The 14032-nt window shown below is 67.3% G+C and carries 11 protein-coding genes; 5 read left to right on the top strand and 6 right to left on the bottom strand.

Annotation, left to right across the window (positions count from 1 at the left end):
- The first annotated feature begins 4 nt into the window (after nucleotides 1-4).
- The 4 genes from gspD to BUB23_RS03150 all read left to right on the top strand — a co-directional run bounded on the left by gspD (nucleotide 5) and on the right by BUB23_RS03150 (nucleotide 6007).
- Entirely contained in the window at nucleotides 5-2473 is a 2469-nt protein-coding gene (gene gspD / locus BUB23_RS03135) for a type II secretion system secretin GspD (protein ID WP_073101581.1), read from the top strand.
- On the top strand, nucleotides 2470-3891 hold the full coding sequence (gspE, locus tag BUB23_RS03140; protein ID WP_073101582.1) for a type II secretion system ATPase GspE: 1422 nt from the start codon (nucleotides 2470-2472) through the stop codon (nucleotides 3889-3891). The genes gspD and gspE overlap by 4 nt, the downstream gene beginning before the upstream one ends.
- Nucleotides 3892-3908: 17 nt before the next feature.
- Nucleotides 3909-5120 carry a type II secretion system inner membrane protein GspF gene (gene gspF / locus BUB23_RS03145; protein ID WP_073101583.1) on the top strand — a complete coding sequence of 404 codons (1212 nt, stop codon included), beginning with the start codon at nucleotides 3909-3911 and terminating at the stop codon, nucleotides 5118-5120.
- A gap of 98 nt (nucleotides 5121-5218) precedes the next feature.
- On the top strand, nucleotides 5219-6007 hold the full coding sequence (locus tag BUB23_RS03150) for a Crp/Fnr family transcriptional regulator (RefSeq protein WP_073101665.1): 789 nt from the start codon (nucleotides 5219-5221) through the stop codon (nucleotides 6005-6007).
- Nucleotides 6008-6041: 34 nt separating this feature from the next.
- On the opposite strand, the gene BUB23_RS03155 is transcribed toward BUB23_RS03150, so the two are convergent.
- The 6 genes from BUB23_RS03155 to BUB23_RS03180 are packed head-to-tail and all read right to left on the bottom strand — an operon-like array spanning nucleotide 6042 to nucleotide 13599.
- Nucleotides 6042-7334, bottom strand: a complete 1293-nt coding sequence (locus BUB23_RS03155; RefSeq protein ID WP_073101666.1) for an NnrS family protein — start codon at nucleotides 7332-7334, stop codon at nucleotides 6042-6044.
- Entirely contained in the window at nucleotides 7331-8125 is a 795-nt protein-coding gene (locus BUB23_RS03160; protein WP_073101584.1) for an ABC transporter ATP-binding protein, read from the bottom strand. Before BUB23_RS03160 ends, BUB23_RS03155 begins: the two co-directional genes overlap by 4 nt.
- Nucleotides 8122-8925 (bottom strand): ABC transporter permease, encoded by an 804-nt coding sequence (locus BUB23_RS03165; protein ID WP_073101585.1) that lies wholly within the window; start codon nucleotides 8923-8925, stop codon nucleotides 8122-8124. Before BUB23_RS03165 ends, BUB23_RS03160 begins: the two co-directional genes overlap by 4 nt.
- A complete protein-coding gene (locus BUB23_RS03170) occupies nucleotides 8926-9987 on the bottom strand; it encodes an ABC transporter substrate-binding protein (RefSeq protein ID WP_084135682.1) in 1062 nt (353 codons plus the stop codon).
- Complete coding sequence (locus BUB23_RS03175) at nucleotides 9984-11402, bottom strand: hypothetical protein (RefSeq protein WP_143160852.1); 1419 nt, start codon at nucleotides 11400-11402, stop codon at nucleotides 9984-9986. Before BUB23_RS03175 ends, BUB23_RS03170 begins: the two co-directional genes overlap by 4 nt.
- Nucleotides 11403-11433: 31 nt before the next feature.
- Nucleotides 11434-13599, bottom strand: coding sequence for a TonB-dependent receptor family protein (locus BUB23_RS03180; protein WP_073101587.1), 2166 nt, complete (start codon nucleotides 13597-13599; stop codon nucleotides 11434-11436).
- A gap of 192 nt (nucleotides 13600-13791) precedes the next feature.
- Here BUB23_RS03180 and BUB23_RS03185 point away from each other — a divergent pair.
- A partial coding sequence (locus tag BUB23_RS03185) for a helix-turn-helix domain-containing protein (protein WP_143160853.1) occupies nucleotides 13792-14032 on the top strand: 241 nt, incomplete at its 3' end.

A 14032-nucleotide genomic window follows, 5' to 3' on the forward strand; every position in this document is an offset into this window, starting at 1 on the left:
ACTTATGAAAAATCTGAAGAAAGCCCCGCAGCCTGGCTCCGCTTTATGCCGCGCCGGCACCGTATCGGCGCTGGCCGTCGCACTGGCCGGCTGCGGCACCGCTTTGAAGCCGCCCGCCGACGCCGGCCTGGAGCCATCTTCGCTGGTCGTCCACACGGCATCGGGTCAGGGGTGGCGCCAGGAAGGCCGCCCCGGCGCCACCCCCGTGGCGGCGCCCATCCCGCCGCGCGCGCGTTCCCGCGCGGGGGCCGCCCCGGCCGCCTCTCCCGCCCCGCAAGCCGGCGCCCCCGGCCAGGAAGCGCCTGGCGGCGACATCATGCTCAATTTCGTGGACGCCGAACTGCAGGGCGTGGTGCGCGCGCTGGCGCGCTTCACCGGACGCAATTTCGTGGTCGACCCGCGCATCAAGGGCCAGTTGACGCTGGTGTCCGAAGCCCCGGTCGACCGGCCCACCGCCTATGCGATGCTGCTGGGCGCGCTGCGCATGCAGGGCTTTGCCGTCGTCGATGTCGGCGGGGTGAGCCGCGTCGTGCCGGAAGCCGACGCCAAGCTGCAGGGCAGCCCGGTGGCCAGCGGCGCGCAGGCGGGCGCCAGGGGCGGCAGCGAGCTCATGACGCGGGTCTTCCCCCTGCGCTATGAAAACGCCGTCAACCTGGTGCCGGTGCTGCGCCCCATGATAGCGCCCAACAATCCCATCAATGCCTATGCCGGCAACAATACCCTGGTCATCACGGATTACGCGGACAACCTCGAGCGCATCGCCCAGGTCATCGCCGGCATCGATACGCCTTCCTCGATCAACACCGACGTGATCCCCATCCAATACGGCGTGGCCCTCGACGTGGCGGCGCTGGCTTCGCAACTGCTGGACGCCAAGGCGAGCGGCGACGCCAGCCAGCAGATCTCCATCGTGGCCGACCCGCGCAGCAACAACGTTCTGGTGCGCGCCGGCAGCCCGGCCAGGCTGGAGCTTGCCCGCGACCTGATCCAGCGCATAGACAGCCCCGAAACCCGCGCGGGCAATCTCCATGTGGTGTACTTGCGCAACGCCCAGGCGGCGCGCCTGGCCGAGGTGCTGCGCGGCGCCTTGACCGGCCAGGGCGCGAGCGGGTCGGCATCCGGCGGGGCGTCCACCGGCACGTCCGGCGGCCTGTCGGGCGGCATGGCGAGCAGCGCGTCCGCGACAGGCCTTTCGGGGCTGGGCACGACGACGGCCTCATCGGGCAGCGCCAGCCGCAGGACGTCGGCCCTGGGCAGCGCCGGCGCCAGCAGCGCCCTGGGCGGCGCGGATAGCGCAAATACGCAATCGCTCGCCTTCTCGGCCGGCGGCGCCACGGTGCAGGCCGACCCGTCCACCAACACCCTGATCATCTCCGCGCCCGATCCCCTGTACCGCAGCCTGCGCGAAGTCATAGACCAGCTCGACCAGCGGCGCGCGCAAGTGCTGGTCGAAAGCCTGATCGTCGAGGTCAATGCGGACAACGCCGCGGAATTCGGCATCCAGTGGATGCTGGGCGGCAGCGATATCTCCAGCGGCAAGACCTCCTTCATCGGCGGGGCGAACCTGGGCGGCAGCGGTATCAGCAGCGGCGGCGCCACTACCATCGACGCGCTGGGACAGGGCCTGAACCTGGGCATCGTCAAGGGGACCGTCAATATCCTCGGCAACGAGGTCATCAACCTGGGGATGCTGGCGCGCGCCATGCAGACGCAGGGCGGCGCCAACGTACTGTCGACGCCCAATCTGATGACGCTGGACAACGAGGAAGCCAGCATCGTCGTGGGGCGCACCGTGCCCTTCGTCACCGGCCAATACACGACCGCCGCGGATGGGGCCAGCAACCCGTTCCAGACCATAGAGCGCGAGGATGTCGGGCTGACCTTGCGCATCCGGCCGCAAATTTCCGAAGGCGGCACGGTCAAGCTGGCGCTTTACCAGGAAGTCAGCAGCATAGACACCAGCGCCTCGACCTCGACCTCCGGGCTGGTGACGCGCAAGCGCGCGCTGGAAACCAATGTGCTGGTCGACGACGGCCAGATCATCGTGCTGGGCGGGCTGCTCGAGGACACTGTCTCGGACAGCACGACGGCGGTGCCGCTGCTGAGCGACATTCCCATCATCGGCAATCTGTTCCGCTACGACAGCCGCACGCGTTCCAAGACCAATCTGATGGTCTTCCTGCGCCCGCATATCGTGCGCAATGCCCAGGACGGCGCCAGCGTGACGCTGGACCGCTACAACTACATGCGGGCGGCGCAGGCGCGCCTGCCGCTGCGATCCACCTGGCTCGCTCCCGATGCGACGCAGGCGGCATTGCCCGACATCGAACGCAACCCGGACACCGGCCTGCTGGACTTGCGCGATCCCGCGGCGCAGAACCCGGCGCCGGCGCCGGGCGCCGCGGGCCCCGCGGAGCCGACCGCCGCGCCCCGTCCCGCGCGGAAATGGGCGCCCGCCCCCGTCGAGCCATGAACATCCGGCTTCCCTATGCCTGGGCGCGCACCTACCGCGCGCTTATCCAGGCGGGCGCCTCCGGCATCCTGCTGACCACCAGCCCGCGCACGCCGGCCTGGGCCCTGGCCGAGATACGGCGGCGCTACGGCGAACTGCCCGCCCGCGTAGTGCCGGACCCCGAACTCGATACCCTGCTGGCGGCCGCGTATGCCCAGACCGGCGATGCGGCCGCCGTGGTGGACGCGGCCGCCAACGAGATCGACCTGGACCGCCTGATGCAGGAGATACCCGAAATCGAGGACTTGCTGGAGACCCATGACGATGCGCCCGTCATCCGCATGATCAACGCCCTGTTCACCCAGGCCGCGCGGGATGGCGCGAGCGACATCCATATCGAACCCTTCGAGACCCACTCGGTGGTCCGCTACCGGGTCGACGGCACCTTGCGCGATATCGTCAGCCCGCGCCGCGCGCTGCACGGCGCGCTGGTGTCGCGCATCAAGATCATGGCCAGCCTGGATATCGCCGAGAAACGCCTGCCGCAGGACGGCCGGATCGCCCTGCGCGTCGGCGGGCGGCCTATCGACGTGCGCGTCTCCACGCTGCCCACCGGCCATGGCGAACGCGCCGTGCTGCGCCTGCTGGACAAGGAAGCCGGCCGCCTGCACCTGGAACGGCTGGGCATGGCGGCCGATGTGCTGGAGCAGCTGGACAAACTGATACGCCAGCCGCATGGCATCGTGCTGGTCACCGGTCCCACCGGCAGCGGCAAAACGACTACGCTCTATGCCGCGCTGGGCCGGCTGGACGCGGCCACCACCAATATCCTGACGGTCGAAGACCCCATTGAATACGACCTGCCGGGCATAGGGCAGACGCAGGTCAACGCGCGCATAGACCTTACCTTCGCCGCCTCGCTGCGCGCCATTCTGCGCCAGGACCCGGATGTCATCATGATAGGCGAAATCCGCGACCTGGAAACCGCGCAGATCGCCGTCCAGGCTTCGCTCACCGGCCACCTGGTGCTGGCCACGCTGCATACCAACGACGCCATCTCCGCCGTGACGCGCCTGACCGACATGGGCGTCGAGCCCTTCCTGCTGGCCTCGACGCTCCAGGGGGTCCTGGCGCAGCGCCTGGTGCGCAAGCTATGCCCGGAATGCAAGGCCGTCCACCCGGACGGCACCGCCAGCTGGAAGCCGGGCGGCTGCCCCGCCTGCAGCCACACCGGGTACAGCGGACGCACCGGCGTGCACGAATTGTTCGCCGTCGACGACACCTTGCGCGGCATGATCCACGCCGGCGCCGACGAACAGGCCCTGCGCCGCGCCGCGCAAGCCACCGGCATGCGCAGCCTGCGCCAGGACGGCGCGCGCTGGATCGCGCAGGGCGTGACTTCGATGGAAGAAATCGCCCGCGTGACCCGCGACGCCTGACCATTTATGGAGCCTCCATGCCCTCCTACCAGTACGAAGCCGCCGACGCGGCAGGACGCACGGAACGCGGCCTGATCGACGCGGACAGCGAACGCAATGCGCGCCAGGCCTTGCGTTCGCGCGGGCTGCTGCCCTTGTCGCTGCGCGCCACCCCCGGCGGACGCGCCAGGGGCGGCGGCGTCATCAAGGGCGCGCGCATCAACGACGCGGATCTGGGCTGGCTCACGCGCCAGCTGGCCAGCCTGCTGGCCGCGCGCCTTCCGCTCGAGGCCGCCCTGAGCGCCACCCTGGAGCAGGCCGAACGCAAGCACGTGGCCCATGTCCTGGCGTCGGTGCGCGCGGACATCCGCGCCGGCCATCGCCTGGGCGAAGCGCTCGCGGCGCGCCCGCGCGATTTCCCGGAAATCTACAGGGCCCTGGTCGATGCCGGCGAGCAATCCGGCGACCTGGCCCAGGTGCTGGAAAAGCTGGCCGACTATATCGAGTCGCGCGGCGCCTTGCGCAACAAGATCCTGACGGCTTTCATCTACCCGGTCATCGTCACCTGCGTTTCCATAGGCATCGTGATCTTCCTGCTCAGCTATGTCGTGCCGCAAGTGGTCGGCGCGTTCAGCCAGGCGCACCAGGCCTTGCCCGCGCTGACCCGCCTGATGCTGGCCGTCAGCGGCTTCGTGCGGGCGTGGGGCGCGCTCGCCATCGCGATCATGGCGGGCGCGTTCGCGCTCTGGCGCTGGCATCTGCGCCGGCCCGCCGCCAGGCTGGCCTGGCATGCCCGCGTATTGCGCCTGCCCCTGCTGGGCCGCTATGCCCTGGGCGTGGACGTCGCCCGCTTTGCCGCTACCCTGGCCATCCTGACCAGCAGCAATGTCCCCCTGCTGGCCGCGCTGGAGGCCGCGCGCCGCACCCTGGGCAACGACAGGCTGCGCCTGGCGGTCGACGAAGCCACGGCGCGCGTGCGCGAGGGCAGCCCGCTGGGGTCGGCTTTGCAGGCGCAAAAAGTCTTTCCGCCGCTGCTCATCCATCTGATCGGCAGCGGCGAGCGGACGGGCGAACTGCCCACCATGCTGGCGCGGGCCGCGCATACGCTATCGACCGAACTCGAGCGCCGCGCCATGACCATGACCGCGCTGCTCGAGCCGCTGATGATCCTGGTCATGGGCGGCATCGTCCTGGTCATCGTCCTGGCCGTCATGCTGCCCATCATCGAGATCAATCAACTCGTGCAATAGCAGAACTATTCCATATTCTAATTGACAATGATTCTCATTGGCAATAAGATCGCACATCGGATATACGCCGTAACACCATGGAACATATATCACTGCCAATGCCAAAATCCGAACTGATTCAAGCATTTACCGCAGCCCCGGTGTTCGCCGGGGCCGGGGCCGAATCACTGGAAGTGCTCATTGCCGACGCAACCCTGCTCCGCCTGAGCCCCAAGCAGCACCTGTTCCATATGGGCGAGGAAGCCGCCTACTTCTTCTGGGTGAAGTCGGGCAGCATTACGCTGTACCGGCCCAGCTACAGCGGCGACGAGAAAATCTTCCGCATCGTGGGCGACGGAGACCTCCTGGCCGAGACCGCCATGTTCGCCAGCCCCTGCCACTATCCTCTTTCGGCGCACGCGAACACCGAAAGCCTCGTCTACCGCCTGGCCCGCGAGCGGCTGCTTTTCCTGGCGAAGCATTCGAATGAGTTTTCCTTCGCCTTGCTGGAAAGCATGGCCACCCGCATTTCGCAGGCGATCAATCGCATCGACCTGCTGACGATCAGCAATTCGGCGCAACGGCTGGTCGCCTACCTCATGGACGTGTATCTGCAGCAAGGCAGCGCATGGCTGGTCCTGCCCGCCAGCCAGAACGTGCTGGCCCGCCAGTTGAATATCGCGCCTGAAACGCTCTCGCGCCAGTTGGGCGGATTCAAGCGCACCGGCCTGATAGGCGGACGCAACCGCGAGCTCGTGCTGCTGGATATCAATGGCTTGTGCCAGGCGGTGGACCTGCCGGCGCCGGACATGACCGTGGACCATCCGCGCCCCTCGGCCCATCTGGGCAGCAGCCTGTTCGATTGCTGCAATTATGTCAGGCAATCCATAGGCCGGCTGTCCAGCTAGCCGGCGGCCGCCGGCCATGCCGGCGCTTGCGGGATCAACAGGGCTCGCTATGCGGCGCCGCGGATTTCTCGGCGGGTTCGGCGCAGCCATCGAGGCCGTCGCTGCGCGGCCCGGTCAGCACCGGCCAGGCATGCCAAAGATAGGCGCCGAAAGCCGCCGACCACAGCACCCCGGAAGCCAGCACCAATAGCGGCGCCCAGCCGGCCGCCGACCACAGGCCGGCCAAGGCGCGCAGCAGCGCCGCGGCCACCAATGCCGCCGCGGCAACCGGCACCCAGCCGCGCCTGTCCAGCCATTGCCCGGCGTGTATGCGCCCCGCCAGGCTCATCACCGTGAAGATGGCCAGCGCCATGGCGCCGGCCATGAGCAAATGCCGCCCGGCGGAGGGCGCCATGGGCGCGCCCAGCCAGGCCGCGCCCATGGCGGCGTAGCCCAGCGCGATCAGCCAGTAGCTGGCGTACAGCATCAGCGCCCAGCGCGTGAACAGCGCCCGGCCGATATGCCAATCGTTCAGCAGATTGAACATGGCGGCCGCGGCGGCCAGCGCCGTCCAGCCGGTCACCACATCGGCGCCCAGCGCGAACTCGACCGCGCTGCACACCGCCATCGCGAAAATGGCCAGGTAGCGCCGCGGCGGGCGCGCCAGGTAGACCGCCTCGCCGGCCGGCGCCGCGCCGGGCCGCCCGGCTTCGATGTAGCCATTGACCACGCTCATGGACACCCGGCTGCCGGCGATCACGATAAGAATCATGAAAGCGCCGGCGGCCGCGTGCAACCAGGCCATGGCATCGCCGCCCAGCGCCAGGGACGCGAAGAAACCCGCCTGCAGTCCGCCCAATGCCCCCAGGGCCCAGGCGAAGCCGATATGGCGCCGCTCGGGATCGCGCCACACCGGCGGCCCGACCTGCGCCAGCAAGACCGCCGACATGCCCAGGTTGCACAGCGCGGCCGGCCAGACCCCCAGCGGCGCCGGCCACCACGATGCGCACAGATAGGCGGCCCGGGCCGCCAGCCACAGCAGCACCAGCGCCGCCAGGGCGCGCCGGGAAATCGGCGCGGTGCCGGTGAATTCGGGCACCGCCGTCAGCAGGAAGCCGGCCACCGACGCCATGCTGAAGCCGAACATCAGCTCATGGGCGTGCCAGACGCTCAAGCCGCCCGGCACGCGCCAGGCGGACAAGCCCGGCGGCCATCCGGCCAGGGCGGCCAGCCAGGCCGCCATGAACAAGGTGGCGCTGGCCGCCGTGAGCACGAAGAAGGGCCGGAAGCCGCACATGAAGAGAGGGTGCCGGGCGATCGAAACCCGATAGTCAGGCCAGCCTTTCATACGGCGCATCCCGCATGCCTGGCATGGGCCGCGTCGTGCGCGGGCATGGGCAGGCTGCCGGGCGACAAGCCGAAACCGATGCGCACCTGCTCGGCCTGCATCAGCTCGCCGGTGGTCTGATACACCCAGGCGTCCGTGCGCCCGGCCTGCGGCAAAGCCATGGAGAACTCGCACACCAGGCGCCCCGGGCCAGGCGCCATCATGATGATGCGGTCCGCCAGCCGCACCGCCTCCATCAGGTCATGCGTAATCATCAATACCGCCGTGCCGCGCTGCGCCACCTGTTCGCGCAGCAGGCCATACAGTTCGGCCTTGAGGCCGATATCGAGCGCCGAGAAGGGCTCGTCGAGCAGCAGCAGGTCCGGCGCCAGCGCCAGCGCCCGCCCCAATGCCACGCGGCTTTGCATGCCGCCGGACAATTCGTGCGGATATTTGTGCGCGTCCTGCGCGTCCAGGCCCAGCCGCCCGGCCAGCGCCGCGGCCTGGCGCCGCCGCGCGGCCGCGGGCACGCCGAGCGCCTTCAAGCCCAGGGAGATATTATCGAGCGCGGTCTTCCAGGGCATCAGGCGCGGCTGCTGGAACACACAGCCCACGCCGCGGAAACCGGAACTCACCACGCCTTCCGAAGGCCTCAACAGCCCCGCCACGATATGCAGCAAAGTGCTTTTGCCGCAGCCCGACGGCCCGACCAGGGCCAGCGTCTCGCCGGCCGACAGATCCAGGCCAACGCCTGCCAGCACTTGCGTCAGCCCGTAGCGATGCGCCAGGTGGCGGATATGCAGGGCATTCATGCGGAAGCCGCGCGCCAGCGCTCGACCGTGCGCTTGAGCGGTTCCAGGAACAGATATTCCACCGCCAGCAACAGGCCCAATACCGCCACGATCCAGCCCAGCGAGGTCGCCGTATCCAGCTGCGCGCGCGATACGGCCAGCGCCGCGCCCACCCCATCGACCGTGGTCAGCAGCTCGGCCATCACCACCACCTTCCATGACGTGCCCAGCGCGGTGATCCATGCCGGAAACAGATAGGACGCCACATGCGGCAGATACAGGTCGGTGAGCATCATATGCCAGGGAAGCCGATAGACGCACGCCACGTCCTTCAGATGGTTGTCCAGCGTGCGGGCGCCCTGCATCGCCGCGGCGAAGACGATGGGAAAACAGGCCACGAATACCGTGAACACGGGCGTGGCGTCGCCCATGCCGAACCACAGCATGGCCAGCACCAGCCAGGCGATGGGCGGCATGCCCAGCAATAATGTCACCAGCGGCCGCGATATCATCGCCGCCGTCAGCGAGCGCCCCGCCAGCACTCCCAGCGAGCTGCCGGCGGCCAATGCCAGCCCCAGCCCATACAGGGTGCGCCGCGCCGAAATCGCCAGTTCCGGCAGCGCCATGCCAGTGCGGAACATGGCCTCCAGCCGCTCGAATGTGGCCATCGGGCCGGGCAGCACCAGGGGCCCGTAAATCCGCGCGCCCCATTCCCACAAGGCGCAGAACAGCAGCAGGCTGGCCATGGCGCCCCAGCCGCTCCATAAGTAGGCAAGCGTTGCAGACAACGCGCCGCGCAATCGCCGCAAGGTGGACTCCATTCAGGCCGGCGCCGGCGCGCCGCCATAGAAAGCGGCGCCGGGCAGTTTGCCGCCCAGCGTGGCGGGCTCCCGCTCCAGCAGCAGCTGGAAGAAATATTCAAGCTCGGGGCGCGCCTGGGCGGCCGTTGCGTAATGCTGCGGCACGGCGAGCAGGGAATCGGCGACCGCCTCGGCCTCGAGCATATCGATCCGGGCCGCCACCATCTTGCCGCAAGCCTGCGGATTAGCGGCGCACCACAGGGCCGATGCGGCATAGGCGGCCTCGAAATTGGCCAGCAGTCCGGCGTCGAGCCGGACGGCGCCCACGGCGGCCATGCCGGCCTGCGGGATACGCGCATCGCGCCGCAGCAGGCGGCCCCATTCGTCCTGCAGGCCGACGCTGCGATAAAGCTGGGGCGCCACCAGGGACACCGGAAAGGACTGCGTCTTGCGCAAGGCCATCGATACGGCCGGTTCGGCCAGCAAGGCGTGGTCCACCTGGCGCATCACCAGCAATTGCAGCGCGTCCATGGGGCTGGCCGTATAGCGCAGCCGGAAATCCTTGCGCGGGTCCAGACCCTGCCTTTCCGCCAGGAAACTGAACAGGATATCGGGCATGTCGGCCCGGAACGGAATGGCGATTTCCTGCCCCTTGAAATCAGCCAGGCTGCGGTAGTCCGGACGGCGCGAAACCATCCACAACATGCCCCACACCGAAACGTTTAGCAAGGCCAGCGGGACGCCCCGGTTATAGAGATTGGCAGCCACATTGGTCGGCGCGGCGATGAAGTCCGCCTGCCCTTCCATGGCCAGGGCGCGCAACTGGTCGGGGTTGCTCCAGGCAATGAACTCCACCTTGTCGGCCACGCCATTCAAGGCGCCGCTCTGGACGATGTGAACCAGCGGATAGGACACGCTGGCCGGCGGCCCGGCCAGCACCAGGCGGGCGCGGCGCGGCGCGGGCCCGGCATCGGCGCCCGCGCCGGAAGCGGCGGCTCGCGCGGCGGCCCAGGGCGATGCCCACAAGGCCGGCAAGGCGCCGAGCAATGCCCGGCGCTTGCGGAATTTCCCGGTGGCGGTCATCGGCCCTCCCCGGCGCCGCGCCGCCGCCACGGAAGGCGCCCGGCCATGGACCGATAAGCCATGCCGGACGGCGCCACGCGCCGCAGCCCGAGGACAGCCAGCAGCCCAAGCAGAACCGCCCCGCCCGCGCTTCCGCCGCCGTTGCCGGATTTTTCCTCGAAGCCGCCCAGCGTGTTCTGCACCGGCGCGATCCCCGCCCGGACCACCCCTTGGGCGCTGTCGATATCCCAGCCGCCGTTGTCCTGGAAGGTGACGTCCAGCGTCCTGTCATCGACGCGCGACCAGGCGTCCTGCGGCAGCAGCTTGTATTTTTCTTTTCCGCCGTCCAGCGTCAGGGCGTAGACCAGCAGCTTGTCCGCCGGCAAGGGGGTCGAATATGCCATGCGCACGGTCACCGAGCCGGGCGCCGCGCCGACCAGGTTTTGCGCGACCACGGTAAACCCCGTATAGCCATAGCGATAGTCCAGGCCCGAATCGCCCAGAGAGGTGTCCGGGATGGCGGCGCCGCCCTCGGGCGCCTCCAGCGCCATGTTGCCGGTATCGGCCGCGCTGAACCGCCACGCATTGTTGACGCTCAAGGCCACGGTTTCGCCGGACAGGGAACCCTCGGACTGGGGAGCGCCCGGTATGCCGTCCAGCAAGGCCAGGCCGCCGATGCGCGCCGCATCCTGGGCGGCATCGCCGGGTTCCAGCGCGTCGATGACGCCGTCGCCGTCGCTATCGAGCGGAGCGGCGATATCGTCGCCGATCTCGTCCGCGTCGTTGATGCCGTCGCCATCGGTATCGAGCCTGTCCGGGTTCAGGCCCAGCCTGAGCTTGTCCGCGTCGGAGATGCCGTCGCCGCCGCTGCTGCTGCCTTCCAGGCGCGCCTGCCCGTCGAAGCCGGGCTGTACCGTCATGGGAAAGATACCCACGATCTGCGTGCCGGGAATGCCATCGCCCTGGCCGTCGGGCTCGTCATCGAGGGTCTCGAAGAGCAGCCGGTTGCCGTCTTGCGTGATGCGGAACTTGGTCGACGTGTCGGCGCGCGGATTGCCGACATTGGGGTTGTAGATCTGGAACCCGTGCTGCAAGGTGTAGGTGCCGTCGCCATTGTCATCGAAATAGGCGATATTGCGATTCGGATCCACATTGCCGAGATCCTGCACTTCGTAGACGAAGCCCACGGTCAGCGTCGTACCCTGGATCTCGGCCCACCCTTCATCGAAATTCCAGGTCCATGTCGCATTCTTGACGCCTTTGCCCAGCACAATGAAATTCTGCGGCCCGCAGGCGCCGGGGCAGCCGCGCATGGTGATCATGTGCTCGCCATGGTAGACGCCGGTTATGCCGGGCGTGCCGCCGGCCTGCGCGAACGACGCCGCGGGCGACCAGCCCGCCCAAGCCAGCACCACGGCAACAATAAGCTTCTTCATAATTTGCATCCTGTTCATAGCATTAGGGCGGTCACCAGCGCATCGTCAGGCCGGCCGTCGCGTGAAAGCCGGGCCCCGGTACGAACGTGGGCATATTCAAGGGCGAAGTGGGGTTGTCCGGCGAGTAGCCGCGCACGACATAGGCGGTCTGGTAGGTTTCATCGGTGATGTTGTGCAGGTCGACGAAGAACTCCCACTTCTTGTTGGGCCGATAGAAAAACCGCGAGCCCAGCAGGAAGTACGCATCCTGTTTCAGGTCGGCGTTCTGGTGGTCCACATGGGTATCGCTGGGCTGCCAGCGCGCGTTCAGGCTGACCCCCGCCCTGTCGGAGAACTGGTAGCCTATTTCGCCGGAGATCAGGTGGACCGGCACGCCGGCAATGCGCTTGCCGTCATAGCGCCCGCCCTTGAACCGGAAGTCGCTCCAGTTGTAGACGCCGCGGACGGTGAAGTAATCGCTGCCGGAAAATATGCCTGTTTTCGTGCGGGCGCTAAAGCCCAATTCGATACCCTGGTGCTTGGTCGGGTCGGTGTAGTTCACGGTGGTGCCGTCGATGGCGTAATCGCGGACTTCGGCGATCAGCTCGTTCTTGACGCGCGAATAGTAATAGGACGCTTCCCAGCTGAAATAGCGCGAGCGCTGCTGCGTGCCGATCTCGAAGGTATTGGCGGTCTGCATGCGCAGCGGATTGACTTGCAGGTACAGGCTGCTGGGCGACCCCGGATTGGAGCCCGCCCCCAGATCGGCCAACTGCCAGAAGGTCGGGGCCTCGGAACTGCGGCTGACATTGGCGTAGTAGCGCGAGTTCTCGCTGGGCGTGTAAATGAGGCCGACTTTGGGGTTGAGCGCGGTGTAGTCAAAGTTGCTGTCGAGCACGCCCGGCGCCTTGCGGTCCTCGATCTTGCGCTTGTTGTAGGCATACTGGAGCGCGACCAGGCCTTGCCAGTCGGGCACCAGGTCCTGCAGGACCTGGGCGCCCATTATGACGTTGTCCGCCCTCTGGCCAAGGTCCGCGTAGGGTCGCACCAGGCTCCCGTCGACCGGGCTGACCAGGAAGTATTCGCGCGGCATCCGCCCCGTGTTGGCCGACAGGAAAAACTGGTATTCCGTCTTGCGCCATCCCGAGCCCAGATGCGTATAGTCCAGGGCGTAGTCGACCCCGTAGTTGGTCGCATCGGTATTGGCCTGCGAAGCCGGGTTCTTGAATTTGTCGTTGACCTTTTCCCCATAGACGCCAAAGGTCTGTACGGATGTCTCGCCGTACCAGGTGGTTTTATTGGCCAGGCGCAATTGCTCGGTGTCCCGGTACGGGTCGCGCGTGCGCACGTTCAGGAACTGCTCGAACAGCCCGCCCTGGTCTGCCGGCAAATGCGTATAGTCGCCCATCACCGAACGCGGATCGGACAAGGCGCGGTCCTTGGTCAGCAGGAAGGGGATGTCGAACTTGTTGTCGGTGTAGTTCAAGTATGTGCGGTTTTCCCAGTTGCCGCGCTGCAGCCCCACGTTCAGGGCGAGATTGTTGCGGCTGGCTTCACTGTGATCGCGCCAGCCGTCAGACTGATAGCGGCTTGCACGCAGGTAGATGTCCCAGTCATCGCTTTTCTGCGCAAGCGACAAGGCGCCCTTGCGCATGCCGTAGGAGCCCGCTTCGATGCTCGCCGACGAAGAGCTGTTGCCGGCATTGCGCAGGCTGAAGTCTATCGCCCCGCCTAGCGTCGTGGCGCCGTAGCGCATGGCGTTCGCTCCCCGGTACACCGAAATGAACTGGGCCTGCTCCGGATCCAGCAGCCCGATGATGAAAGAGCCATCGGCCTGGTTCAGCGGCAGCCCGTCATAGAGCAGCTGCACCCCCCGGCTGACCGGATTGTCCTGGATGCCCGAGCCGCGGATATTCAGGCGCGGCTGGTCATTGCCGCCGAAGAATTCCTGGATGATGATGCCGGGCTCGAAGTCGAGCACGCTGGCCAGCGTCGCCTGGCTGCCCTTGCGGGTTTCCAGGTTGATGAGGTTGGTGCCGCCCGGAACGTTGGAAAGCGTCTGCTCCAGCTCGCGCTGTTTCAAGCCGGAACCGCTCGCGCCTTCTACGGTAATGGGTTCCAGGGGCGCAACGCCGCCTTCCTGCGCGGCGGCATCCGATGGCGCGCCCGCAAGAACTGACGCCGCCGCGGCCAGCGATGCAGCCAGAAAAAAACGCATGATTCAGATCTCCCGCCCGACGATGATCGGCTGCCGTCGACCTTGCAGCGCCGAACCCCGGTCCGGCGGCGCAAGCTCGTCGAAGCGAAGATGTCTTTACCCTGCCTGTTAGCGCCGATGTAATACTGACCCACTGCGCCGGAGTAAAACTGACCCACTTGGGCGAATATGGTGGTTTTTTGGCCGCCGACTATGTTGACCCAGGAGCAAGCAGTGGAAATCAAGGTGTTAATGCGGCATGGCGCCGGTATTCGAGAGATGGCGCGCGAGCTGGGGTGCTCACGCAATACGATCAGGCGGTATCTACGAGAGACGGCAGCCGAGCAATACAGTCCCAGAACGGCACGGCCGACCAAGCTGGATCCGTATAAGGGCTATTTGCTAGAACGTATCGAAGCGGCACGGCCACACTGGATCCCAGGCGTGGTGTTGC

It is taken from the genome of Pollutimonas bauzanensis, assembly GCF_900129885.1.
Lineage (GTDB): Bacteria > Pseudomonadota > Gammaproteobacteria > Burkholderiales > Burkholderiaceae_B > Pollutimonas > Pollutimonas bauzanensis.